We start from the raw sequence: 26,407 nt of genomic DNA, 5'->3' as shown, positions 1-26,407 counted from the left end.
CCATGGCACTGTCCCTCGGCAATATCGTCTTCGACTGCCACGACGCCGCCGCGCTGGCGGGCTTCTACGCGCAGCTGCTGGACCGCCCGGTCGACGAGGGCGCGAACGAGCATTTCGCGACCATCGACAATGCCGCCGCCGGCCCGGCGTTCATGTTCGTCCAGGTGCCGGACAAGAACCCGGGCAAGAACGTCGTGCACGTCGACCTGAGTGCGGGCAGCGCCCTGACCACCGAGGTCGAGCGTGCGGTTGCCCTCGGGGCCAAACATCTCGCGGACTTCGACGAATACGGCGTGAAGTGGGCGACGCTGGCGGACCCGGAGGGCAACCTCTTCGATATCGGCGGCTAGGGCTGACCCCCGTTCGCTAGGCGAGCTCGCGCTTCAGGTTCTCGAGCACCTCGGCCTGGATCTTCTTCAGGCCGATCGGTGCGAAGATGCCCTCGAAGATGCCGCCGATGCCGCCCGCACCCTTCCAGGTGGTGCGCACGGTGACCAGCGAGCCGGTGCCCGAGGGGGTCACGGTCCAGGCGGTGACCATGGAGGAGTTCGAATCCCGTTCCGTCACCATGGAATCGGAGACCGAGACGGCCGCGCGCACATTGCGGGAGCGCTTCTCGGTGGCCTGCAGCGTCCACTCGGCGACGGTGCCGGCGCCCTGGCCGCCCTCGACCACCTTGTAGTCGCGGTAGTGCGCGGAGAGGATCTTGGGCCGCACTGTCTCGTAATCGGCGATCGCGTCGAGGGTGCGCTTCGGATCCGCCGCGACGACGATCGAACTGGAGGCGCTGACCTGTCCCACCATGTGCTCCTTAGTGATTGCGCGGGCCGACCGGCACTCTGCCCTGTTACCGCTCGGTCATGCTACGCCGCATCCGGGTGCGCCGGTTCGCTGCGCCGTGTCGGGTCGGCCACCTATCCTGGGTGCACTACTGCGGGGGAGGACGCGGTGATGACGCGGTTCGTGACCTGGATCCGGCTCAATATCGACGGTGTCGTGACGCTGGTCGTGGCGGCCACGGCCATTGTGGTCGAGGCCTTCGACAAGTTCGCCAATCTGAACGCGGTCAGCGGCGCGACGCTGCTCGTGCTGAGCCTGCTCGCGCTCACCCTGCTGCGCGACCGCAATCGGACCTCCCGGCTGGTCCGGGAACTGGCGGCGGTCCGGCTGCTGCACGGCGCGGAGATCGACCAGGCGCACGCGCAGGCCCGTCGGGACACCGACAACTGGATCTACAAGGGCGGCACCGGGACCTACCTGCGCGCGGTGACGCTGCCGTATTTCCTCGGGCGGGCGCGGGACGAGAGCCACCTGCTGAATCTGCGGGTGGAGGTCCTGGACCCGGGCAATGAGCAGCTGTGCCTGGCGGATGCGCAGTACCGCAATTCGCTCCAGCCGCAGGGGGATGCCAGCGGGCGACCGTGGACGGCCGACCGCATTCGCAAGCAGTCCTATGCCACGGCGCTGGCCTGCGCCTGGTATCGGCAGCAATCGGAGTTCCTCACCGTCGAACTCGGGCTGTCGTCGACGCTGTCGACCTACCGCTGGGATATGTCGGACAATGTGGTGATCATGAATCAGCGCGGCTCGAAGACCCCGGCGCTGCTGTTCGAGCGCGGCAAGTCCCAATATTCGGATTTCACCCGGGAATTGGCGGTGAGTTTCAAACAGGCGCAGCCGGTGCAGCTCAGCCGCGACGCCGATCTGCGGCCGCCGAGCGAGCCGACGATCGGGCAGGTGCGCAGGCTGCTGGAAAGCCTCGGTCTACCCCTGCCGACCGTGTATACCGACGACGACGTCATCGAGATCGTGGAATACGCACTGCGCCCGGTGAATACGTTCTAGCCGGTGAGCAGCAGCCCCGTGGTGGCGGCGGCGGTCGCGGCCACCGCCAGCACCAGGCCGGTCAGCAGGAACCGGCGCATGGGGACCCGCACCGCGTGGGTGCGGCAGAACTCCAGGCACAGCAGCGTGGCCAGGGAGGCCCAGGGGGTGATCACCGGGCCGGCATTGGTGCCGATCAACAAGGCCAGCAACTGATTGCGCTCACCCGGCGCGATCACGGCCTCGCCCGCGGTGTAGGCGGGCAGATTGTTGACGACATTGGACAGCGCCGCGCCCGCACCGGCGGCCCGGAACACGCCGGGACCACTGGTGTCCTGCCCGATCAGATGATCCATCACCGCCGACAGCCCGTGCGCGGACAGCGTGGGCACCACCAGGAACAGCCCGGACACGAAAACCAGGAGCTGCCAGGGGAACAGCGACGGGCGCAGCGCCGACCGGTCGCAGATGGCGAAGGCCAGCACCGCGATGGCCGCGGCCACCGTGGCCGCGATCCCGATCCGATCCCCCACGAACGGAATGGCCAGCACGAACAGCGCACACGCGCCCCCGGACGCGTACAGCAGCACGCGTTCCCGCGGATCCGCCGGCCGGATCGGCTCCGGCACCACATACCGGTCGGCCCCGCGCTGCGATCGCCGCCAGTACCACCACCACAGGCACAGCATGGTCACCGCGATCGAAAGCAGTTGCGGCAGCCACATTCTGGCAGCGAACCCGGTCGCGTCGAGCGCCACCCGATCCGCCGCCAGCAGATTGGTCAAATTCGACACCGGCAGCAACAGGCTCGCCGTATTCGCCAGCCACAGCGTCGTCATGGCCAGCGGCAGCGGCGGAATCCGCGCCGGCCCCGCCAGCGCGAGCATCACCGGCGTCAGCAACACCGCCGTGGTATCCAGATTCAGCACCGTCGTCGTGGTCGACGCGAACAGCACGCACAGCAGGAACAACCCGGCATAATTCCCACCGGCAATGATCGCCAGCCGGTGCGCGATCACATCGAACACCTTGGCCCGCCGAGCCAGATTCGCCAGCACGATCACACTGCCCAGAAACAACAGCAACGGCGCGATCCGCCGCATGTTCTCCGCCGCCTCCTGGCGTGGCAGCAGTCCCGTTGCCACACAGAGCAATCCAACAATCAGCAGCCCGATCCGGACCGAATCCAGCACACTGGGCCGCCACGCGCCGACGGGCCGGTCCACCTCTTCCACGCTACGCATGTCGCTTTCCCCTGGGGCGAGGCTGCTTTCGACTGCGGAGCACCGAGATCGACTCCGGTACGGCGATGATCACCGCAGGGCGCTGAACGAGTACTCGGAACGCGCTCATCGGCGATCCGGTCGCAGCTGTTCGGGCATTGGCCAATGATCGCAGGGTTGAGGGGAGGGTCGCAGCGGCTGATATCGCGGCGGCCGAGAACTGCCGCGCGGCCGACGAGAACTGTCGCGCGGCCGAGAATTGCGAAATAGGTCAATTCGATTGGCCTCGGGACGCTTTCGATGGCGGGATACTGGCAGGGTGACGCTGTGGGGTGGGCGGTCGCGGATGCTCTTCACGAGTTACTCACCGGCCGACGAGCGGTGGGCCATCTGGCTGGCCTGGCAGTTGGAGCACGCCGAGGCGCGGTATCGAACCGTGTTGTCGTCGTGGGATTTCGATCCGGCGACCAACTATGCGGACTTCGTGCAGCGCGGGGTGCGGGAGTCCGATCTGGTGGTGGCGGTGCTGACGCGGGACTACGTGTCCTCGCGGCACGCGAACCGGGAGTCGCAGGCCGCGCTGGATGTGGATCCGGGGAAGCTGCTGGCGGTTCGGGTCAGCGAGTGTTCGCTGGAGTGGCTGCCCACGGGTGTCGCGTGCCTCGATCTGCTCGGGGTGAGCGATGCGGCGCAGATGCGGCGGGCGATGCTGGACCGGGTCGAGCGGATGCTCTCGGACCGGTGGACGCCGCGGCGGCAGCCGGACCCGCGCGCGGACGACATCTGGTCTCCGGCAGCGGAATCCGCCCAGGTCCGCCGACGTCCGCTGTCGCCGCCGGCCTTTCCGGGGGACACGGCGGCGAGTCGTCCGCATGCGGGGCTGTCGATCCTGCATGTCGGCGGCCCGCGATTCGGCCGCACCCTGTCGTCCACCGATGTACCCGCCGATCCGGAAGGCCTGCAGTCGCATATCTATGGCGAGGTCACCGAGCTCATCGACCGGCAGGCCCCCGCGCCGGACCTGATCGTGGTGAGCGGTGACCTCACCGAGTCCGCCCATCCGGCCGAATTCCGCAAGGCCGTCTCGTTTCTCACGGGACTGCGGGTCCTGCTCAAGCTGGAACCCGACCGGTTGGTCGTAGTCCCCGGCAATCACGACATCTCCCGACTCCTCTGCCGGGCCCACTTCCTCGACTGCGAGGCCAACGACCGCCTCCCCCGGCCGCCCTACTACGCGAAACTGCGGTTGTTCGAGCAGATGTTCAACACCCTGTACCGCGGACTCGACAATCTGGTCTTCGATGTCGGCCAGCCCTGGACCCTGTTCCCGGTGCCCGAATTGCGGCTCGTGGTGGCGGGTCTGAACTCCACCATGGCCGCCACGCACCGCCCCGAGGACGACTACGGCTTCGTCGGCACCGAGCAGAAGGACTGGTTCGCCGAGCACCTGCGCGCCCAGGAGGCGCAGGGCTGGTTCCGGCTGGGCGTCGTCCGCCACGACCCCGCCCCCGGCGCGAACGTCTCACCGTACGACCCGGGCGTGCTCCGCGACGCCGAACGCACCTTCCGCCGCCTGGGCCCGCGTCTGAACCTGCTGCTGCGCGGCCCCGGGCGGGCGGGCCGCTCGCTCGCCCATCCCACCGGCACCCTGCCGGTGCTGTCGGCTCCCGCCCCGGGCCAGGCCGAACTCCTCCACATCACCGCCGCCGGACTGACCCGCCACCGGTGCGACGAATCCTTCGAGACCCCTGCCCTGCAGCAGCTCACCTGGACGAATTGCGCTGTCGCGCTGTCGAGCCGGGCCGCGCCCTCGGAGCTGCCGCCACCCCCGCCCGAACCCCGCCGGCCCGAGCTCCGGGCGAGCGAGACCGCCCGCCCGCACGACATGCTGCTGGAGCAGGTCGCCGAGGTGTGCGAGGTCCGCTATCCGGGCGCGCGCATCCGCCGCATCGCCTCCGACCTGCCGTACCTGCTGGTCACCGTGAAATCCGAGCCGGTGATCGAGCAGCTCATCATCGGCGCGCACGTGGGCGAGGTGACCGGCCAGGTCCTCGACGAATTCCTCGGCCCGGAACCGAAACCCGGCTCCCAGCTCATCTACCTGGGTCCCGCGCCGAGCCGGGAACTGCTCGACCGCGCGGCCGCCGAGGGAGTGCGGATCCGCAGCTTCCCCGACTTCCAGGGCATGGCCAACCTCGGCGACTACCTGCGCAAACAGTCGGCCCGGCTGCACGACGACCCCGCCTACGCACCCGATCTGTATGTGCCGCAACGCTTCCGCATGCTCGCCCCGCACGGCCGCGAGGTGCAGAGCGACCTGGTCGCCGAACTCATGCGCCTGGTGACCGCCGACGACGGCCGATTCGTGCTGCTGCTCGGCGATTTCGGGCTCGGCAAGACCTTCGCCCTGCGCGAGCTGACCCGCCGCATCACCGCGAACGCCGGGCGGCTCGTCCCCATCCTCATCGAACTGCGGGACCTGGACCGCACCAGCTCCCTCGACACCCTGCTGGCCGCGCACCTGGCCAACAACGGCGAATCCCGCATCGATCTGCGCGCCCTGCGCTACATGCTCGAACAGGGCCGGGTGGTGCTGCTCTTCGACGGCTTCGACGAACTGCTCACCCGCCTCAACTACGACAGCGCCGCCGAGCACATGGCCACCCTGCTGCAGGCCGCGGTGGGCCGGGCCAAGGTCGTGGTGGCCGGGCGCACCCAGCATTTCAAGTCCTACGACCAGATCGCGACCGCGCTGGAGACCCAGGAGGAACCCCATCCGGATCGCTACCTGCTGAGCGTGGAGAACTTCACCGCTGAGCAGGTGCACGCCTTCCTGGTCAATCGCTACGGCACCGCCGGCCCCTCGGCCGACGCCCGGATGCGGCTGCTCCGCGGCATTCCCGGGCTACTCGAGCTGGCCTGCAACCCGCGCATGCTGAGCTTCATCGCCGATCTCGACGAACAGCGGCTGCGCACCGCGGCCGGGGCCCGCCGCATCATCGGACCGACCCGGCTCTACGAGGAGATCCTGACCAGCTGGCTCGGCTACGAGATCGAACGCTCCCCCGAGCGCGCCTCGCATCCCACCCTGCGCATCGACGAACTGTGGCTCGCCGTCACGTATTTCGCGCTGCGCGTGTGGGAGACCGGGCGACCGTACCTGAATCTGGCCGAGCTGACCGAGGTCGCCCACGCCGCCCTCGAGCAGATCGACGCGAGCCGGCTCAATGTCGCGCAGTTCGTGCACACCCTCGGTTCCCGCAGCCTGATCGTGCGGGCGGAGGACAACCGCTTCGGCTTCATCCACTCCTCGGTGCGGGACTGGCTGGTGGCCAAGCAGGTCGCCGCCCAGCTGAGCACGGGAGTCGCCGCCCCCGCGCCGCTGGCGCAGGCGCAGCTGGAACCGCTGGCCGTCGAATTCCTTTGCGATCTGGGCGAAGTCGAGCTACTACAGGGCTGGGTCGAGCGCACCCAGGATGATCCGGACGTGCACGAGATCACCCGGACCAATGCCGCCAGAATCGCGGCCCGGCTGCGCATCTCGCCCGACAAGGACCTGCGCGGACTGGACCTTTCGCGGGAGGATCTGTCCTTCCGCAATCTGCAACAGCTCGACTTCACCGGCGCGAACATGGCCGAGACCCGGCTGACCGGCGCGGTGCTGGACCAGGCGGTCCTGCGCGGCGTGCGATTGGTGGGCGCGCAACTCGACCAGGCCTCCCTGGTCGGCACCGATCTCCGCGGGGCGGATATGACCGAGGTCCAACTCACCAGCGCCAACCTGCAGGACGCCGACCTGCGCGGGACCCGCCTGCACCGGGCGCATCTGGATCAGGCCTCCCTGGTGCGCGCCAACCTCGGCCGCGCCGACCTGACCGGTGCGCGACTGGCCCGCACCGATCTCACCGGGGCACGCGGCGAGGGCAGCCGCTGGACCCGGGCCGCCCTGCTGGACGTGATCGGCAGCCCGATCGGCACCGAACTGGCCGGGTCCGGGCGGGTGCCGGGCACCCCACCGCTGACCGAATTCGCCCCGGCCGCAATCGGGGTCAAGCACGGGGTGGACGCGCAGAGCGGACGGCTGCCCCGCCCGCTGGCCTACAGCCCGGACGGCGGCACCGTCGCCGTCGGCTGCGATTCCGGCAGTGTGGTCGTCTACGGCTCCGACACCGGGCGCACGCTGCGCACTCTGCACGGGCATCGCGCCCGCACCTTCGCGGTCGCCTACACCCAGCAGGTCCTGGTCACCGGTTCGGCCGACGGCACCGTCCGGATCTGGGACGCGGCCAGCGGGGCGGTGCGAAAGATCCTGTCCGGCCACGAGAATTGGCCGTGGCCGCTGGAAACCGACGCCGCCGGAACGCTGCTCGCCACCGGCGACGCGGCCGGGGTGCTGCGCATCCGGCAGCTGCCCGACGGCGAACGGCTGCACGAGTTCCCGCCGCCGGACGGCCGGCCGCAACGCATCTACAGCATCGCCTTCCACCGGGACCGGGTGGCCGCCGCGTATCACGATGGCGCGGTGCGTATCTGGCAGCTCTCGACCGGCGCCGAGGTCGCTGTCTTCCGGGGCGCGCCGGGCCCGATCCGCCGCATCTGCTGGGATCCCGAGGGCGCGCTGCTCGCCGCCGGCGGCGCGGACGGCGCGCTGGGCCTGTGGAATCCGGCCACCGGCGAGCGGATCCGCGACCTCGCCGGGCACCGGCACATCGTGTACACCATGGCCTTCCACCCGGTCGAGCCCATCCTGGCCAGCGGCGACACGGCGGGCGGAATTCGCCTGTGGGACACCGGCACCGGCGAGACGCTGCACACCCGCACCGAGCACGGCAGTGCGCGCATCCACTGGCTCGGCTTCGATCCGGCCGGCGACATGCTCGCCTCCGGCGACACCGCGGGCGCGGTCTACGTGCGCGACGGCCGTTCCGGCGCGCCGCTGCACCGGCTCACCGGCCACACCGGATCCATCTGGCCCTTCGCCTTCCGCCCCGACGGCACCCAGCTGGCCGTCGCCGACGACCAGTTCGCGCTGCGCATCTGGGATCCCGCCACCGGCGAGCGCCTGCACACCCTCAACGGGCACGGCCGCCATGTGCGCGCGGTCTCCTTCAATGCCGACGGAACCCTGCTCGCGGGCTGCGGCAACGACGGCAGCGTGCGGCTCTGGGACGCTGCCACCGGGCGGCTGGCGCAGCGGCTGCAGGGCAGCGCGGACGGGCTGATCACCCTGGAGTCCGGCGTCTTCAGCCCGGCCCACCCCGCCCAGCTGGTGACGGTGGGCAATGCCGGGCGGCTGCGGGTGTTCGATATCGACGCCGCCACCGCGGAACGCGACATCACCGTCGATTCCGCCCCGGTATGGGCCATCGCCTACGACCCGACCGCCCGCTACATCGCCACCGCCAATGACGACGACACCGTCACCCTGTGGACCCGCGAGACCGGCGGCGAGCACGCCGTCTGCGCCGAGCATCGCGGCCGGGTGCGCTCGATCGCCTTCGACGCGCTGGGCGCGACCATGGCCACCGGCTGCGACGACGGCCATGTCCGGCTCTGGGACGTGGCGTCCGGCGGCCTGCTGGAAACACTGTCGGACCCGGTCCGCGACGGTGCGAGCGGCCACCGGGTCTACGGGGTGGTCTTCCACGGCGACCGGCTGGCCAGCATCTCCTGGGACGGCATGGTGCGGATCTGGAGTCCGACCGGCGGTCCCCCGCTGCACCGGCTGGACCTGCACCGCGGGCGGCTGTGGTGCGTGGCGGTGGATCCGGTGTCGGGCACGCTGGCCACGGCGGGCGACGATCTGGTCATCAACCTGTGGGACATCACCTCGGGCCGGCATCTGCACACCCTCTACGGCCATCGAAACCGGGTGCGATCCTTGGCTTTCGCCCTGTCGGGCCGGCTGCTGGCCAGCGCCGGCAACGACGGTTCGATCATGCTGTGGTCGCTGACGGATCCGGCCGCGGCCCCACAGCCGCGCGGCACCCTGCTCGGGCTGCCCGAGGGCTGGGTGGCCTTCACACCGGACGGCCGCTACAAGACCGAGGGCCTGACGGCGGGCCAGTTCTGGCACGTGATCGGATTGTGCCGTTTCGAGGCGGGCGAACTGGATCCGTATCTGCCGCAGATCCGGCAGATGGAGCTCGACGACCCGCTGTAAAGGGCTCGGCCGCACCGTAACCCAATTGTTAGCTGAAGTAACAATCATCACGGTGGAGACGGGAATACCCTCGCTACACGGCAGGTCGCACCCGCCGACACGCATGCAAACTGTGTGTGAAAACCCGCCCCGCCGGTGCTCCCCTGCTGGCCGTACCGGTCGGTGCACGCTAGGTTTCCGAAGGTGGCAGTGAGTCTGTTGGGGAAGGCCGGCCGCGCATCGGCCGCACAGGAATCAGGTTTCGCCGCGCATCGGGCCGGAGTCGATCGCCTCCTGGCCTCGTACCGCGCCATCCCGCCGGATGCCAACGTCCGGCTGGCCAAGAAGACGTCCAACCTCTTCCGGGCCCGGACCCGCAGCACCGCGCCCGGCCTCGATGTGTCCGGATTGACGCAGGTCATCGCGGTGGACCCGGAGACCCGCACAGCCGACGTGGCCGGCATGACCACCTACGAGGATCTGGTCGCCACCACACTGCGCTACGGGCTGGCCCCGTTCGTGGTGCCGCAGCTGAAGACCATCACCCTGGGCGGCGCGGTCACCGGACTGGGCATCGAATCCACCTCGTTCCGCAACGGTCTCCCGCACGAATCCGTGCTCGAGATCGACGTGCTGACCGGCGCCGGTGAGATCGTCACCGCCACCCGCGACGGCGAACACGCGGATCTCTTCCGCGGATTCCCGAATTCCTACGGCACACTGGGGTACTCGACCCGACTGAAGATAGAACTCGAGCCGGTGCGGCCATACGTGGAGGTCCGGCACGTCCGGTTCCACGATCTGCGGGCGCTGGAGGCGACGATGGCACAGATCATCGCGGATCGCTCCTACGACGGCGAACCGGTCGACTACCTCGACGGCGTGGCGTTCACCGCCGACGAGAGCTACCTGATCCTGGGCCGCCAGACCGACGAGCCCGGCCCGGTCAGCGACTACACCGGCATGGACATCTACTACCGGTCCATCCAGCACGATTCGGCGCGGCCCAAGCGCGATCGGCTGACCATCCACGACTACCTGTGGCGCTGGGACACCGACTGGTTCTGGTGCTCACGGGCATTCGGGGCGCAGAACCCGAAGATCCGGCGCTTCTGGCCCCGGCAGTACCGGCGCTCCAGCTTCTATTGGAAGCTCATCGCGCTGGATCACAAGTACGCGATCGGCGACAAGATCGAGGCGCGGCACGGGAATCCGCCGCGCGAACGGGTGGTGCAGGACATCGAGGTGCCCATCGAGCACACCGCGGACTTCGTGGAGTGGTTCCTCCGCGAGATCCCGATCGAGCCGATCTGGTTGTGCCCCTTGCGATTGCGCGACACCGAGGGTGAACGCCCGTGGCCGCTCTATCCGCTCGAGCCCGGCCGCGACTACGTCAATGTCGGTTTCTGGTCTGCGGTGCCGACGGTGCCGGGACAGCCCGACGGCGCCGCCAACCGCGCCGTCGAGCGCAAGGTGTCCGAACTGGACGGTCACAAATCGCTGTATTCGGACGCCTTCTACGACCAGGATGAATTCGCCGGCCTCTACTACGGCGGCAACACGTACTCCACTCTGAAGAAGCGCTACGACCCGGATTCTCGTCTACTGGATCTGTATTCGAAGGCGGTGCAACGCAAGTGACCACGTACAAGGATCGTTCCGACGTATTCGCCGAGCTCGGAACCAAACTCAGCATTGCCGAGATCTTCGAGACCCTCGTCGACGGCCCCGTCCCGATCCGCCTGACCTGTTACGACGGCAGCAGCGCCGGGCCCGAGGACTCCGAATTCGGCCTGGAGATCACCACCCCGCGCGGCGTCAACTACATCGCCACCGCGCCCGGCGATCTCGGCATGGCCCGCGCCTACATCTCCGGCGACCTGATCGCCCACGGCGTCGAGCCCGGCGACCCCTACGCGCTGCTGAAGGCCATCGCGGGCATGAAGTTCCGCCGCCCGACCGCCCTGCAGCTGGTGGTCATCGCCCGCTCGCTGGGCTGGGAACTGCTCAAGCCGGTGCCCCCGCCGCCGCAGGAGACCCTGCCGCGCTGGCGGCGCATCGCGCTGGAAGGACTGCGGCACAGCAAGACTCGCGACGCCGAGGCCATCCACCACCACTACGACGTCTCCAACACGTTCTACGAGTACGTGCTGGGCCCGTCCATGACCTACACCTGCGCGACCTACGAGGACCCGGCCTGGACGCTGGAGCAGGCCCAGGAGAACAAGTACCGCTTGGTCTTCGAAAAGCTCAACCTGAAGCCGGGCGACCGGCTGCTCGACATCGGCTGCGGCTGGGGCGGCATGGTGCGCTACGCCGCCGCGCGGGGTGTGCGGGTCATCGGCGCCACCCTGTCGGCCGAGCAGGCCGAGTGGGCGCAGGCCAAGATCGCCGAGGAGGGCCTGTCCGACCTCGCCGAGGTGCGCCACAGCGACTACCGCGACGTCCGCGAGAGCGACTTCGACGCGGTGTCCTCCATCGGGCTCACCGAGCACATCGGCGTGCACAACTACCCGGCCTACTTCGAATTCATCAAGTCGAAGCTGAAGGTCGGCGGCCTGTTCCTGAACCACTCCATCACCCGGCCGGACAACACCCGCGTCACCAAGGCGGGCGACTTCATCGACCGCTACGTCTTCCCCGACGGCGAACTGGCCGGCTCCGGCCGCATCATCTCCGAGGTCCAGAACGCGGGCCTCGAGGTGCTGCACGAGGAGAACCTGCGCCGCCACTACGCCCTCACCCTCGCCGAATGGTGCGACAATCTGGTGAAGAACTGGGACGCCGCCGTCGAGGAGGTCGGCGAGGGCACCGCCAAGGTGTGGGGGCTCTACATGGCCGGCTGCCAGCTCGGCTTCGAGCGCAATGTGGTGCAGCTGCACCAGATCCTGGGCGTCAAGCTCGGCGCGGACCAGGCGTGGACCGTGCCGCTCCGCCCCTGGTGGAAGGCGTAGAAACCTCGTAAGACGAAGCAGGCGTGCGGCTTTCGCCGCACGCCTGCCTTCGCTGCTACGAGGACAGGCCCGCGACCGGAATTCCCAGTCGGGCGGTCATCCACGGGAATGACGAGGTGAAGGCCGCCGCCGCGAACTGCCAGGTGTGTCCGCCCTCGGTGGTGTGCACCGTGCAGTTGATATTGACCTGCTGCCCCTGGGCACAGAGCTCCTCGGCCGCGCCGACCTCGCCGGTGTCGTAGACGCCGTCCTTGCCGCCCATGCCGACCTTGCTCTCGTCGATCGACTGCTGCTGCATGTAGGCCCTCGCCTTGGGGTCGGAGGCCATCTTCTTCTGCCACGCGGGCGGCGTCAGATCGTCGAACAGGCCGACCGTATCGGCATACGGGCCGTGCTTCTGCATCACGGTCGTGGGATCGAAGGCCGCCCAGGCCTGCTCGCTGCCGCCGAAGAGCCGCTTGACGGTCTGCTCCTTGTTGCCCGCGACCGGACCGAGATCGCCCGCGATATCCACGAAGGTGCCGAACAGTTCCGGATGCATGGTCGCCAGATCCACCGCGCAGGTCCCGCCCATGGACCATCCGACGATCCCCCACTTCGCGGGATCCGCGGACGCGCCGAAGGTCGATTCCACATATGCGGGTACATCATTGGTGAGGTGGTCGGCCGCGTCACCGCGCGGGCCGTTCACACATTCGGTGTCGTTGTTGAAACTGCCGCCGGAGTCGACGAACACCAGGATCGGCGTCCGGCCGTTGTTGGACCTCGCGAAATCGTCCACGCTGGGCATGATCTGACCGCTGCGCACCCAGTCCGCGGGGGTGTTGAACTCACCGCCGATCATCATGACCACCGGCAGGGTGGGCGGCTGGTCGCCCTGGAACCAGGCCGGCGGCAGGTACACGTATTCGGTGCGGTGATTGAAGTGGCTACCCGATTCCGGAATGTCCACCGGCACGATCCGCCCGGTTCCCACATTCGTGTTCCGCAGCGACGCCAGCGAATCCAGACTGGTCTGATGCGGCAGGGGTTCCGCCGTCAGGGCAGCCCACGCCGCGTTCGCGGTCGGGTAGTAGCCCACCCACTGATTCAGCACGACACCCACGTTCAGCAGCGCCGCCGGCACCGCCAGCACGGCCACGATCCGCTGCCACCAGCCACCGGTTCGGATGCCGACCACCGCGGCGGCGAGCGCCGCCCCCGCCAGGCCGATCGCGACCCACAGCAGCATCGGCGCCGGATCCGACGCCAGCCCCTCGTCGTTGGTGTACATCCAGGAGGCCCACACCACCCCGAGCGCGAACACCACACAGACCGGCACCCACAGCAGCCACCACCGGCGGGTGAATCGTGCGAACGCCACGACCAGCAGGAAGACCGCGACGAAGGTGATCACCTGGGGCAGCCAGCCGTGCAGCAGTGAAACCCCGTGGTGGAGGCCGCCCCCGAACCCGGTCTGGATCTGTGCGGGCAACTGCGGTGCCGGCGGCACGGCGGGCGGGGACTGCAGCATCGTCGTCACAGGCACGTCGGCGATTCTCGACACCGTTCCTCGAGAAACCCTGTGAATAGGCTGCATGAAGCCTGGATGCTGGGCGAGCTCGCCCGAATTCGCCGGCCGTATCGCCGAATCCGCTGCTCAGAGCAGCGAATCGAGAAATCGGCGCGGCAGCTCCGGCGCCTCGGTATCGTCGTCCAGCGGCATCTCGTGGCGCATGGTGCGCAGGATGTTCACCACGCCCGGCCCGGCATCGAGCAGTGGCCGGGACCAGCCCAGCCCGGCGCAGCGGACCACCACCGGAGTGAGCACCGCGATGGACTCCCCGAGCCAGCCGGAGACCGACAGGCATTCGGCCAGCAGCAGCGCGGCGTCGAGTTCGGCGCGCGGGCGGTGCTGTTCACGGATGCGCGAATACAGGGCGCGGGCGTGCTTGACCGCGGTGTCGTCGGTGCCGAGCGGGGCCAGGTCGTCGGTGGCGCGGTCCTCGCCGCGGTAGTGCCGGGCCAGCAGGGCACGGATGGTGGCGATCTCCTCCGCCTCGGCGGCCAGCGCCGCCGCGCCGGTGGCGTGCCGCAGCGCGCGGGCCATCGGATCGGTGACCAGGCCCGCGGTCAGCGAATCGGCGGGCAGGCCCAGCCGTAGGCGCTCCGCCCGGACCTGGGCGGCCAGGCGGGTGAGCCGGCGGTCGGCCGCGATGCGCGCCCCCTCGTCCAGGCGCGCCGCGGCGGTCTCCCGGTCACCGCGGACCGCCTTCACCCGGGCCCCGCTCACGAAGATGGTGACCAGGAAGTCCACCGGGCCGACCCGGGCGGTCAGTTCGTGGCTCTGATCCAGCAGCCGCTCGGCGCTGTCGAGGTCACCGCGCCGGTAGGCCACCTCGCCCAGCAGCGCGGCCGCCACCCGCGCCGAGTTCGAGCGGGACCCCGCGCGGTCGCGGGCGATCTGCCACGCCTGCTCGAAACACCGGGTGGCGGTATCGATATCGAGCTGCTCGTAGGCGGCGTCGCCCTGCGCGCAGCGGCCGAACACCTCGCCCAGCGGATCGGCCGACCGCACGTGATAGGGCGCGGCCCACTCCTGCATGTTCCGGGCGCCCTCGAAGTCGAAGTCGCACAGGCGCACGAAGGAGGCCAGGTTCGCGGCCGTCGACACCGTCCACGCCGGGAGGTCGTCGGCCAGCTTCAGGCATTCGGTGATCTTCTCCAGCACGCCCTCGGTGCGGTCGCGCGCCACCTGATCGGCCGCGGCCAGCACCGCGGCCTGACAGCGCTGGTTCACTGCCTCGGCGTCGTCGGTGCCACTGCGCGCCAGCATGTTCGACAACCGCCCCAGCGCGGTCCGGGCCGCGCCGGACTGCTGCAGGTTCACATTCGCCCGGGCCAGCGCCATCAGCAGCTTGGAACGCGAAGTCACCTGCTGCACCGGCAGTTTCGACACGGTGCCGAACAGGGTCGCCAGCCGGGAGCTGTCGATCAGGTCCATGCCGCCCTTCTCGACCAGGTCGAGCGCGTACTTCAGATCGGTGGCGGCCAGCGCGTGATCCACCGACTGCTTGATCAGATTGTGCTCGGCGAACCAGCGAGAAGCCTTGCCATGCAACTTCTTCAGCTGCCCGGGCCGAGCCCGGTCCAGGCGGGCGCGCAGATGCTCGGCCACCATCGGCTGCATCCGGTACCAGCTCGGATCGTCGGTGACGCGGTGCACGAACAGTTCTCGCCGCTCGGCCTGATCCAGCAGATCGGCGGCGTCTCTCGCACCGGACAGCGCCTCGGCCAGCGAGGCGTTCACGCGCTCGGGAACCGCTATGGCGGTGAGGAATTCGAGCATGCGCGGCTCGATGGCGCCGAGCACGTTCTCGGCGAGATATTCGCGAATCGCCTGGTTGTCGCCGGAGAGTCCGGTGATCAGGCGGTCCACGTCGTGATCGGCCGAGCGCAGCGACAGCCCCGCCAGCTGGATCGCGGCGGGCCAGCCGTCGGTGGCGGTGTGGATCTGCTCCACCTGCTTGTCGCTCAGCTCCAGCCCCAGGTGCTCGACCAGGATCTGCCGGGTCTCCGCCGCGGTCAGCCGCAGCTCGCCGGATCCGATCTCCACCAGTTCGTCGGCCACCTGCAGGCGGCTCAGCGGCAGCCCCGCCCGCTCCCGGCTGGTAATGACGAAACGCAGGTCGTGCGAACAGTTGTCGAGCAGCGACTCCATCACCCGCTGCGCCCCCGCGTCAGTGATCCGATCCCAGTCGTCCACCACCACGACCACCGGGCTGCCGCTCGCGTGCACTTCGTCGATCAGCGCCGACACCGCGTACGGCACCGCCTCGGCGGGCCGCTCCTCCAGCAGCTGCTCGAGCCCCACACCGATCTCCGGCCGCACCTTGCGGATGGCGGCGATGATGTGGGCCAGCAGCCACACCTCGTTGTCGTCGTCACGGTCGATCCCGATCCAGGCCACCGTCACCCCGCGATCGGTGAGCTCGGCGCACCACTGCGCGGCGAGCGTCCGCTTGCCGAATCCGGCCGGGGCGTGGATGACCGCCAGCCGGCGGCGACCGCCGGCACGCAGCGGTTCCAGCAGCCGGGGCCGCGGAATCGGCTCGCGCGGCGGGGTCGGGGGCAGGAATTTCGTTGTGGCCGTGGGCGGCAGCGTATTGCCGACGACCGCGGTAGCGCCGGGTCCGAAGACGGCGCTGGGATTGCCCTGCGGGCGCAAGGTCAGCGAGCGGGTGGGCGGAGGGGTGATCACGGTGCGTGAGCGCCGGCGCGAATACGTCCCGGTGGCAGCGGAATCCGCGCCGTCGACTCCGGTCTCGTTACCGTCGATCAATGCCATCTCGTCCGGCGTCTGCCCGTGCTCGCCCTGCACGGTGCGCAACAGCTCACCGAATTCCACTGCGCTGCTGGGCCTTTCGCGCGGATCGGGCGACATGGCCGCCTCGATGGCCGCGGCCACGTCGGCCGGGATCTCGAGCTCCCGCAGATCCGGCACCGGCTGGCTGGTGATGCGCAGGAACTGCGCCACGATCTTCTCCCCGGCCTGCCGCTCGAAGGCGGCGTGACCGGTCAGCAGCGCGAACAGGGTGGAACCGAGCCCGTACACATCCGAGCGCACGGTCGGCTCGTCGCCCTTGAGCACCTCGGGCGCGGTGAACGCGGGCGAACCGGTGATCAGACTGGTCGAGGTGCGGAAACCCCCTGGGATACGGGCGATTCCGAAGTCGGTGAGCTGCGGCTCCCCGTACCGGCTCAGCAGCACGTTGGCCGGCTTCACATCCCGGTGCAGCACCTCGGCCCGGTGCGCGGTCTCGATGGCCCCCGCCAGCTTCACCCCGACCCGCAGCGAATCCGTCCAGGACAGCGGTCCGCTGTCGCGCACCACCTGCTCCAGGGAGCCGCGGGTGGCGTAGGGCATCACGATGAACGGCTGCCCGCTGGGCGTCACGTCCACCTGCAGGATGTCGACGATGTTCGGATGCCCGGACAGCCGGCCCATGGCGTGTTCCTCACGCAGGAACCGCTCCCGGCTCTCGTCGTCGATCTCGGTGGACAGCACCTTCACCGCCACCACCCGGTCCAGGGCGCGCTGCGCACAGCGATAGACCACCCCGAAACCGCCCCGCCCGATCTCCTCCGCGTCGAACAGGCCCATGGCCTCGAGCTCGTCGTCGATGGTCACGGGAAGGTAGGACTGCGTGGAGTTTTCGGGAGGGGCCTGCTCACTCCGCGAGCCGCCCGGGCGCGCCTGTGGATTCATCTGGATCTGCCTCCGGTGTTCTCACGCGCAACTTCCAACGTAGCGCGGACCGCACGGGCATGTGGACCCTTTCACCCAGCCGCGGCGTCCCGGTCGATCCTCGCCCCGCAACCTGTAAAACAACCGGCCCGGGGCGCGTATTCGCGACCCGGGCCGGGTATTTCAGCGCTGGAGCGCCGGTACTACTTGCGCAGCGAAGCCGGAACCTCGAAGCGGCTGCCGAACTTGGCGGCCAGCTCGTCGGCGCGGGCCACGAAGGCTTCCTGTCCACCCGGGTAGCCCACGATGAACTGGTGGGTGCCACCGGTCCAGGCCGGGAAGCCGATGCCGAAGATCGAGCCGATGTTGGCGTCGGCGGTCGAGGTCAGCACGTTCTCGTCGAAGCACTTCTGGGTCTCGATGGCCTCGGCGAACAGCATGCGGTCCTCGAGGTCCTGCAGCGTGACGCCCTCGGGGAGCTCGGTCGAGGTCTCGAAGGTGGAGCGCAGCTCCGACCACAGACCGGTGGCCTTGCCGTCGACGTAGTCGTAGAAGCCCGCGCCGCCGGCCTTGCCCTTGCGGTCGAACTCGCCCACCAGCTTGTCGAGGATCTGCGCGGTCGCGCCGGAGGCGGCGTCGATCTCGCCACCCGCGGCCACGACGGCCTCGGCGGTCTCCTTGTAGATCTTCTGCATGGTGGTGAAGTTCAGCTCGTCCGACAGCTTCAGCGGCGCCGCCGGGTAGCCCGCCTGCAGACCGGCCTGCTCGATGGTCTGCGGGTCGACGCCCTCACCGAGCATCATGATGGCCTCGTTGATGAACTTGCCGATCACGCGCGAGGTGTAGAAGCCGCGCGAGTCGTTCACCACGATCGGGGTCTTGCGGATCGCGAGGGTGTAGTCGTACACCCGGGCCAGCGCCTCGTCGGAGGTCTTCTCGCCCTTGATGATCTCGACCAGCGGCATCTTGTCGACCGGTGAGAAGAAGTGGATGCCGATGAAGTCCTCGGCCCGCTTCACGCCATTGGCCAGCAGGGTGATCGGCAGGGTCGAGGTGTTGGAGCCGAGCAGCGCGTCGGCGTCCACGATGTCCTCGATCTCGCCGAAGACCTTCGCCTTGAGCTCCGGGTTCTCGAACACGGCCTCGATGACGAAGTCCACGCCCGCGAAGTCGGCCGCGTCGGCGGTCGGCTTGATGCGGTCGAGCAGGGTCTTGGACTTCTCCTCGGTGGTCTTGCCACGCGAGAGCGCCTTCTGCTCGAGCTTGACCGAGTAGTCCTTGCCCTTGTCGGCGGCCTCGATGGTGACGTCCTTGAGGACGACGTCGATGCCGGCCTTGGCGGTGACGTACGCGATGCCCGCGCCCATCATGCCCGCGCCGATCACGCCGACCTTCTTGATCTCACGCTTCGGCACGTCCTTCGGACGCGAACCGCCGTTGTTGATGTGCTGCAGGTCGAAGAAGAACGCCTGGATCATGTTCTTGGCGACCGGACCGGTCAGCAGGGACACGAAGTAGCGCGACTCGATCAGCGAGGCGTTGTCGAAGTCGACCTGGGCGCCCTCGACCGCGGCGGCCATGATGGCCTGCGGGGCCGGCATGTTCTGGCCCTTGAGCTGCTTGCGCAGGTTGGCCGGGAAGGCCGGGAGGTTGGCGGCCAGCGCCGGGCTGGACGGGGTGCCGCCCGGGATCTTGTAGCCTTTGACGTCCCACGGCTGCACGCCGCCCTCGGGGTTCGCCTTGATCCACGCCTTGGCCGCCGGGACCAGCTCCTCGATGGTGGCGACGGTCTCGTGAATGAGGCCGGTGGCCTTGGCCTTCTGCGCGGTGAACTTCTGGCCCTGCAGCAGCACGCCCATCAGGCCGTTCGCGATGCCGAGCATGCGGGTGATGCGGGTGACGCCACCACCGGCGGGGAGCAGGCCGAGGGAGACCTCGGGCAGGCCCAGCTGCACGGCCTTGATGTCGGCCGCGATGCGGTGGTGGGTGGCCAGGGTGATCTCCAGGCCGCCGCCCAGGGCAGCGCCGTTGATGGCCGAAACCACCGGCTTGCCAAGGGTTTCCAGACGACGCAGGTCGTCCTTGATGAAGGTCAGCTCTTCCATGATGGCCGCGGCGTCCGCCGGGGTGGTCTGCATCATGTTCTTGAGGTCACCGCCGGCGAAGAAGGTCTTCTTCGCGGAGGTGATGACGACACCGGTGATGTCGTCCTTCTCGGCGACCAGGCGGTCCACCGTGGCCCGCATGGAGTCCTTGTAGAGCTGGTTCATGGTGTTGGCGCCCTGGTTCGGGTCGTCCATGGTCAGCACGACGATGCCGTCGGCGTCCTTTTCCCAGCCGATCATGTTCTCGGTCATTGTGTTTGTGTCTCCTGAAGATGAAAGTCGGTGGGCGTCAGACGCGCTCGATGATGGTGGCGACACCCATGCCGCCGCCGATGCAGAGGGTGACCAGCGCGTAGCGCGCGTTGCGACGGTGCAGCTCGTCGACCATGGTGCCGGTGATCATGGCGCCGGTGGCGCCGAGCGGGTGGCCCATGGCGATGGCGCCGCCGTTGACGTTGAGCTTCTCGTCCGGGATCTGCAGATCCTTCTGGAACTTCAGGACGACGGAGGCGAAGGCCTCGTTGATCTCGTAGAGGTCGATGTCCTCACGCTTCAGACCGGCCTTGGCCAGCGCCTTCTCGGCAGCCGGGGTCGGACCGGTGAGCATGATGGTGGCGTCGGCGCCGGAGGTGGCGGTGGCGACGATGCGGGCGCGCGGGGTCAGGCCCGACGCGGCGCCGGCCTCTTCGGAGCCGACCAGCACCATGGCGGCGCCGTCGACGATGCCGGAGGAGTTACCGCCGGTGTGGACGTGGTCGATCTTCTCGACGTAGGTGTAGCGCTGCATGGCGACGGCGTCGAAGCCACCCATCTCACCGATGCCGGCGAAGGCGGACTTCAGCTTGCCGAGGTCGGCGGTGGTGGTGCCGCGGCGCATGTGCTCGTCGTTGTCCAGGACGGTCAGGCCGTTGATGTCCTTGACCGGGACGACCGAGCGGGAGAAGTAGCCGTTGTCCCAGGCCTTGGCGGACAGCTCCTGCGAGCGGACGGCGTAGGCGTCCACGTCATCACGGGTGAAGCCCTCGATGGTGGCGATGAGGTCGGCCGAAATGCCCTGCGGCACAATGTAGCTGTCGTAGCTGGTCTTCGGGTCCATGAACATGGCGCCGCCGTCGGAACCCATCGGCACGCGGGACATGGACTCCACGCCACCGGCGAGGACCAGGTCGTCGAAGCCGGAGCGGACCTTCTGGGCGGCCAGGTTGACGGCCTCGAGGCCGGAGGCGCAGAAGCGGTTGATCTGGAAGCCGCCGACGGTGTCGGGCAGACCCGCGGTGAGGACGGTGGTACGGGCGATATCCGCGCCCTGGTCACCGACCGGCGAGACGACACCCAGGATGATGTCCGAGATGCGATCCTCGTCCAGGTTCGGGAACCGGTTCCGCAGCTCCTGGACCAGACCGGTGGTCAGGTCGATCGGCTTGACCGAGTGCAGCGCACCGCCGCGGTTCTTGCCGCGCGGGGTGCGGATGGCCTCGTAAATGTAGGCCTCTGTGGTCATATCGGAGTTTTCCTCTCTTGGGTGCGCCGTCACCGCGTTGTGCGGGCAGTGCCATGGCCATAACCTCGCCGACCGGCCTTACAACCGACCGCCTGACGGTGTACAAACATCGTCACGAGCAGGTTTCTTGACGCTTCAGTAACCCGTACGCCTGGGCATACCTTAGAACCTCGCGAAACCGATACTCACGGCCACCCGATCATAGTACCGAACTATGCGAACTCCGGTTAACTTAAGTCGGCCCTCAGGGGAACTGTCAACCCTCGAGAGGTGTGGCCCCCAACTCCGACCGCAGCAGCGCTAGCGCCACCTCATCCGGGTCGCGGCGCTCCTCCGGAGGCACCGGCTTCGCCGACTCCTCCAGCATCTCCCGCTCCTCCTCCGGCGTAGTAGCAGGTGGGACGCCGTCATAACCTACCGGTGAGTAGTCCCCCAGCCCCGGATCGTCCGGAAGATCCGGCCCGTCAGGCAGCGGAATATCCTCGTCCGGCGGCGCGAACCGGGCACTGTTCGCATCGAACGGATCACCGCCCGCCGGACCCGGATCCGCCGGCGCCGGAGCGGCGGGCGCGGCGGGTGCGGAGGTGCTCCCCCACCCAGCGGCCGCCGCAGGCTCGGCGACCGGTGCGGCCGCGGCCGCCTTGGCCTGACTCGGGCGTGAGAACCTCGGTGCGGCCTTCTTGGGCGCGGGCTGCCCGCCCGCCGGGGCCCGCCCCGCCGCTGCCTTGGCCGCCGATCCGCCACCGGCGGCCGGTCCCCCGACCTCCCACCGCACATCGTGGTCGCGCCCCAGCACGGCCCGGACCGCCGACCGCACCGCGTCCAGGTTCTGCGGCTGCGACAACCGCTGCGCCAGCGGCGCGTGCAGATGTGCGAAAACGATCGTCTCCCCTTCGACCCGAGCGACACTGGCGCCGGTCAGCAGGGCCTGCACCGCGGCACCGAAGTCCCGCACCTTGGCCCGGATGTCCGCCCATGCCGCCTCGATCTCCTGCAGCACCGCGTCGCCCACGGGCGCGGCGTCCGCCGGAGCAGCGACCTGAGACGGTGCCGCGACCGGCTCGGCTGAGGCGGCCTGCCGAGGCACGGCAACCGGCTCGGGCGCGGGGACAGGCTCGGGCTCGGGAGTCACGACCGGCGCGGGCGCGGCCACCGGCCCCGCGACCGGTGTGGCCGCGATCGGATCGGCAACCGGCGCAACGGATTCGGCCGACACCGGCTCCGGCTCGGGGGCCGCCGGTGCGGTCACGGGTTCCGCGGCGACCGGAACCGGCTGCGGCGCAGGGCTTTCCGCTACCCGGGTCGCCGCAACCTGCGCTGCGGCGCTGCCCACCGGGCTCAGTTCAGGCGGCCGGACCGCGGTGCCGCCGGTGACGGCCTGCGATGCGGGATCGGCCGCCGGCGCGGGAGCGACAGGCGCGGACCCGGTCTCGGCGGCGGGAACTGCCGGCGTGCCGGACTTTTCGGCGCGCAGCGCGGCCAGGGCCTCGGCTCCGCGCCGGCGGTTGTCGCCACCGGCCGGCGGCACAGCGGGAGCGGCGGACGAGGCTGCGGCCTGTGCAGCCGGGGCGGCCTGCCCCTGCTGCGGGGCGGCGGGGATTGCGCCGCTTGCCATTCGGCGCTCCAGCAGCTCGAGGCGCTGGAGGGTGGCGGTTTCGGCATCCGAAGCCGCCGGAAGAAGCATGCGGGCGCCGATGACCTCGAGCAGCAGGCGGGGATTGGTGGCGCCGCGCATGTCGCCGAGGCCCTCGTGCAGGAGTTCGGCGTGCCGGGCCAGGGTGGCGGCGCCGAGGCGCTCGGCCTGCGAGCGCATGCGGTCGATGACGTCGCCGGGGCCGGTGACCAGGTTGCGGTCGGTGGCGTCGGGGACGGCGCGGAGCAGGATCAGGTCGCGCAGCCGCTCGAGCAGGTCGGTGGCGAAGCGGCGGGGGTCGTGGCCCGCCTCCACCACGCGGTCGATGGTGCCGAACAGGGCCGCGCCGTCGGAGACGGCCAGCGCCTCGACGGCGTCGTCGATCAGGGCGACGTCGGTGACGCCGAGCAGCGAGACCGCGCGCGGATAGGTGACGCCGTCGGGGCCCGCGCCCGCCAGCAGCTGGTCCAGCACGCTGAGGCTGTCACGCGGGGAGCCGCCGCCGGCGCGAATCACCAAGGGGTACACCGACTCTTCGACCCGCACCCCCTCCTGGTCGCAGATCTTGCCGAGCAGTCCGCGCATGGTGGCGGGCGGGAGCAGCCGGAAGGGGTAGTGGTGGGTGCGCGAGCGGATGGTGGGCAGCACCTTGTCCGGCTCGGTGGTGGCGAAGACGAAGATCAGGTGGGCGGGCGGCTCCTCCACGATCTTGAGCAGCGCGTTGAAGCCCGCGGTGGTGACCATGTGCGCCTCGTCGACGATGAAGACGCGGTACCGGGATTCGGCCGGGGCGTAGAAGGCGCGGTCGCGCAGTTCGCGGGTGTCGTCCACACCGCCGTGGCTGGCGGCGTCGAGCTCGATGACGTCGAGATTGCCGGAGCCGCCCGGGCCGAGCGCCACGCAGGACGAGCAGATGCCGCACGGCTTGGAGGTCGGGCCCTGTACGCAGTTCAGCGAGCGCGCGAGGATGCGCGCGGAGGAGGTCTTGCCACAACCGCGTGGTCCCGAGAAGAGATAGGCATGGCTGATCCGCCCGGTGTCGAGCGCGATACTCAGGGGATCGGTGACGTGCTCCTGACCCACCACTTCAGCGAACGTTGCCGGTCGGTACTTCCGGTACAGAGCCACGGGGAGAGGTTACCGGGGCGCACCGACAGGCGGTGCCGCGCCGCCGGTCCGGTCGTCCCGTACGTCGCATCCGTCCGGCCGCCCGCTCGAACTATGGCGTAAATCACACTCATTCCTGAGGCCCGGTCAGAACCGACCGACCCGAACGGATATCTCGACAAGTCCGACAGCAAATTGTCAGCGCTTCCATAGCGGCCATTTGTCCAAGACCCTGGACCTGCTACTTCACCAGATACAAACTTACGTTCTGTTTCAGCTCCACAGAGCGGACATAACGATCCAGTCAAACGATGCGGCAAGATCGCAATCGCTTGGCTACCGTGGACGACGGCAACTTCGGTAGCCAAACCTTCATCAGGTTGGTCGCCCCGGCCGGTCCCTCATCCCGGCCGGAGCACAACCAAATCTCCCGGAGGACATGCCTCGTGCAGTCGCGTGACGACATCGCCGCAGCCTGGCTCTCCAGTACCGAATTCGCCGGCGATTCCGCCGCGGTCGGACTGCTAAGCCGGGCCATCAGCCCGCACGATTACGACATCCGACGCGAATCCCTACCCGTGTCCGCCGCCGCCGATCCGGCCACCGCGGGCGCGATTCTGGAACTGCTACAGCGCGGCCAGGTGCCGACCCTGGCCGCGATCCACACCCTCATCGTGCAGAACGACATGCGGGCCGAGGCCGACCGCATCGAGCGGCTGGGCCGCCGAGCGCAGCGCAGCATCGACGATTTCGGACGGGTGCTGGCGAAACTCACCGACAACTATTGGCTCGTGCACGGCACCGGTCCGACCCGGCGCGACATTCTGCTCTCCGAACCGGCGATCGCCCTGATCCGCGAGCGAGTGGGCGATATCCCGCCGACCGCCATCAAGCATCTGTGGCTGATCGAGCGCGCCCAGCGCGCGGGCTGGATCGCCTACAACGCCGCGCCCCGATCCCTGTGCGCCGGAAGGCGTTTCCATGCCGCCCGGTACGGTAACCGGGTGTCGCTGCGACCGGTCAACACCATCGGCACGCTGGTGGCGGCGTATCTGCGGGACCAGGTGGCCGAGCACGGCCGCCCGCCGCGCTGGTCGGTGCTGGCCTACGAATTGCGCGACGATCGAGGGCGGCGCGTGTTCAACGACACAGCCGACGCCCGGGTCCAGCAGCAGTGGCTCGTGACCGCCGAATGGATGGCGCTCGACGACGGCAATCCGGTCCCCGGCCCGCGCGGATTGCGCGCGCTGACCAAAAAGGTCAAGGATCGTCGCAGCTAGGGCTGTTAACGGCAGGTATCCAAGGCCTCATTTTTGTAACAGCGCCTTAACGTGAGGATTCGGTAACTTCCACGCAACGCGATCACCGCGTGGAAGGAGTTACCGCATGACACCCCACCTCGACCCGGCGGCGACGGCCTGGCTGCTGGCCGCCACGGCGCTGGTGCTGCTGATGACACCCGGACTGGCGATCTTCTACGGCGGAATGGTGCGGTCCAGCGGTGTGCTCAACATGCTGATGATGAGCTTCATCTCGATTCCGCTGGTGGCGGTGGCCTGGCTGCTGTTCGGGTACAGCCTGGCCTTCGGGGATGACGCGGGCAGCGGGATCATCGGCAATCTCGGGCATTTCGGGCTGGCCGGAATCGATCCGAACACGCTGCACGTGGTGGACAAGAGCGGGGCGGCGGTGCCGGAGCTGTTGTTCGTCACCTTCCAGCTGACCTTCGCGATCCTGACCGTGGCGCTGATCAGCGGCGCGATCGCCGACCGCGCCAAGTTCTCGGCGTGGATGATCTTCGTTCCGGCCTGGGCGCTGATCGTGTACGCGCCGATCGCGCACTGGGTGTGGACGCCGGACGGCTGGCTGGCCAAGCTGGGCGCGCTGGATTACGCGGGCGGCCTGGTGGTCGAGATCGCCTCGGGCGCTTCGGCACTGGCCATGGCACTGGTGCTGGGACCGCGGGTGGGCTTCAAGACCGATGCCATGCGGCCGCACAATCTGCCGTTCGTCCTGCTGGGTGCGGGCCTGCTGTGGTTCGGCTGGTTCGGCTTCAATGCGGGTTCGGCCCTGGCGGCCAATGGCATTGCCTCCGCGGTGTTCCTGAACACGCTGGTGGCGGGCTGTCTGGGCATGCTGGGCTGGCTGGTGGTCGAGGCGCGGCGCGACGGCAAGCCGACCACCTTCGGCGCGGCCTCGGGCGCGGTGGCCGGTCTGGTCGCCATCACGCCGTCCTGCGGCGAGGTGAACACCATCGGCGCGGTGATCGTGGGTCTGGTTGCGGGCGTGGTGTGTTCGTTCGCGGTGAGCTGGAAGTTCAAGGGCAACTACGACGATTCGCTGGACGTGGTGGGCGTGCATTTCGTGGGCGGCATCGTGGGCACGCTGCTCATCGGATTCCTGGCCACGGCGGTCATGACCCCCAACGGCGAGAAGGGCCTGTTCTACGGCGGCGGACTGGGTCAGCTGGGTAAGCAGGCCGTGGGCGTGCTGACCGTGGCGGCCTTCGCCTTCGGGGTGACCTTCCTGCTGGGCAAGGTGCTGGACAAGCTGATCGGCTTCCGGATCACGAAGGAGGACGAGATCGGCGGCATCGACTTCGCGCTGCACGCGGAGACCGCCTACGCCGAGGGCGTGCACGGGTACGCGCCGAGCCGGATCGGTAAGCCGCACGGGCACTGAGCTGCGCGA

General features: G+C 69.1%; 14 protein-coding genes. 7 read left to right on the top strand and 7 right to left on the bottom strand.

What is annotated here, in order from left to right:
• Positions 1-2 precede the first annotated feature (2 nt).
• Complete coding sequence (locus tag ACQP1O_RS01275) at positions 3-350, top strand: VOC family protein (protein ID WP_433564111.1); 348 nt, start codon at positions 3-5, stop codon at positions 348-350.
• A 16-nt stretch (positions 351-366) separates the two neighbouring features.
• Here ACQP1O_RS01275 and ACQP1O_RS01270 read toward each other — a convergent pair whose 3' ends face one another.
• Complete coding sequence (locus tag ACQP1O_RS01270; RefSeq protein ID WP_433567539.1) at positions 367-801, bottom strand: SRPBCC family protein; 435 nt, start codon at positions 799-801, stop codon at positions 367-369.
• Between the two features lie 150 nt (positions 802-951).
• On the opposite strand from ACQP1O_RS01270, the gene ACQP1O_RS01265 reads away from it, so the two are divergent.
• Complete coding sequence (locus ACQP1O_RS01265) at positions 952-1,845, top strand: hypothetical protein (RefSeq protein WP_433564110.1); 894 nt, start codon at positions 952-954, stop codon at positions 1,843-1,845.
• Here ACQP1O_RS01265 and ACQP1O_RS01260 read toward each other — a convergent pair.
• Positions 1,842-3,068 (bottom strand): SLC13 family permease, encoded by a 1,227-nt coding sequence (locus ACQP1O_RS01260; protein WP_433564109.1) that lies wholly within the window; start codon positions 3,066-3,068, stop codon positions 1,842-1,844. The genes ACQP1O_RS01265 and ACQP1O_RS01260 overlap by 4 nt on opposite strands.
• A gap of 325 nt (positions 3,069-3,393) precedes the next feature.
• On the opposite strand from ACQP1O_RS01260, the gene ACQP1O_RS01255 reads away from it, so the two are divergent.
• The 3 genes from ACQP1O_RS01255 (at position 3,394) to ACQP1O_RS01245 (ending at position 12,143) form a co-directional block, all read left to right on the top strand.
• On the top strand, positions 3,394-9,210 hold the full coding sequence (locus ACQP1O_RS01255) for a pentapeptide repeat-containing protein (protein ID WP_433564108.1): 5,817 nt from the start codon (positions 3,394-3,396) through the stop codon (positions 9,208-9,210).
• 189 nt (positions 9,211-9,399) lie between these two features.
• The gene (locus tag ACQP1O_RS01250; protein WP_433564107.1) at positions 9,400-10,830 is read left to right on the top strand and encodes an FAD-binding oxidoreductase; all 1,431 of its coding nucleotides are present in this window, start codon (positions 9,400-9,402) and stop codon (positions 10,828-10,830) included.
• Positions 10,827-12,143 carry a class I SAM-dependent methyltransferase gene (locus ACQP1O_RS01245; RefSeq protein ID WP_433564106.1) on the top strand — a complete coding sequence of 439 codons (1,317 nt, stop codon included), beginning with the start codon at positions 10,827-10,829 and terminating at the stop codon, positions 12,141-12,143. The genes ACQP1O_RS01250 and ACQP1O_RS01245 overlap by 4 nt, the downstream gene beginning before the upstream one ends.
• A gap of 55 nt (positions 12,144-12,198) precedes the next feature.
• Here ACQP1O_RS01245 and ACQP1O_RS01240 read toward each other — a convergent pair whose 3' ends face one another.
• From ACQP1O_RS01240 to ACQP1O_RS01220, 5 genes are all read right to left on the bottom strand, one after another.
• Positions 12,199-13,656 carry an alpha/beta hydrolase gene (locus ACQP1O_RS01240; RefSeq protein WP_433567538.1) on the bottom strand — a complete coding sequence of 486 codons (1,458 nt, stop codon included), beginning with the start codon at positions 13,654-13,656 and terminating at the stop codon, positions 12,199-12,201.
• Positions 13,657-13,782: 126 nt separating this feature from the next.
• On the bottom strand, positions 13,783-17,313 hold the full coding sequence (locus ACQP1O_RS01235; protein WP_433564105.1) for a protein kinase domain-containing protein: 3,531 nt from the start codon (positions 17,311-17,313) through the stop codon (positions 13,783-13,785).
• A 260-nt stretch (positions 17,314-17,573) separates the two neighbouring features.
• Positions 17,574-19,727 (bottom strand): 3-hydroxyacyl-CoA dehydrogenase NAD-binding domain-containing protein, encoded by a 2,154-nt coding sequence (locus ACQP1O_RS01230; RefSeq protein ID WP_433564104.1) that lies wholly within the window; start codon positions 19,725-19,727, stop codon positions 17,574-17,576.
• A gap of 37 nt (positions 19,728-19,764) precedes the next feature.
• Positions 19,765-20,976, bottom strand: a complete 1,212-nt coding sequence (locus tag ACQP1O_RS01225; protein WP_433564103.1) for an acetyl-CoA C-acetyltransferase — start codon at positions 20,974-20,976, stop codon at positions 19,765-19,767.
• Positions 20,977-21,232: 256 nt separating this feature from the next.
• Positions 21,233-23,737 (bottom strand): DNA polymerase III subunit gamma and tau, encoded by a 2,505-nt coding sequence (locus ACQP1O_RS01220; RefSeq protein WP_433564102.1) that lies wholly within the window; start codon positions 23,735-23,737, stop codon positions 21,233-21,235.
• A gap of 425 nt (positions 23,738-24,162) precedes the next feature.
• On the opposite strand from ACQP1O_RS01220, the gene ACQP1O_RS01215 reads away from it, so the two are divergent.
• Together ACQP1O_RS01215 and ACQP1O_RS01210 are read left to right on the top strand one after the other, a co-directional pair.
• Positions 24,163-24,996, top strand: coding sequence for a hypothetical protein (locus ACQP1O_RS01215; protein ID WP_433564101.1), 834 nt, complete (start codon positions 24,163-24,165; stop codon positions 24,994-24,996).
• Positions 24,997-25,102: 106 nt separating this feature from the next.
• Positions 25,103-26,398, top strand: a complete 1,296-nt coding sequence (locus tag ACQP1O_RS01210) for an ammonium transporter (protein ID WP_433564100.1) — start codon at positions 25,103-25,105, stop codon at positions 26,396-26,398.
• The last annotated feature ends 9 nt before the right edge of the window (positions 26,399-26,407 follow it).

This window comes from Nocardia sp. CA-151230 (assembly GCF_050942175.1).
GTDB lineage: Bacteria > Actinomycetota > Actinomycetes > Mycobacteriales > Mycobacteriaceae > Nocardia.
This window is presented reverse-complemented; position numbering and strand designations above follow the sequence as displayed.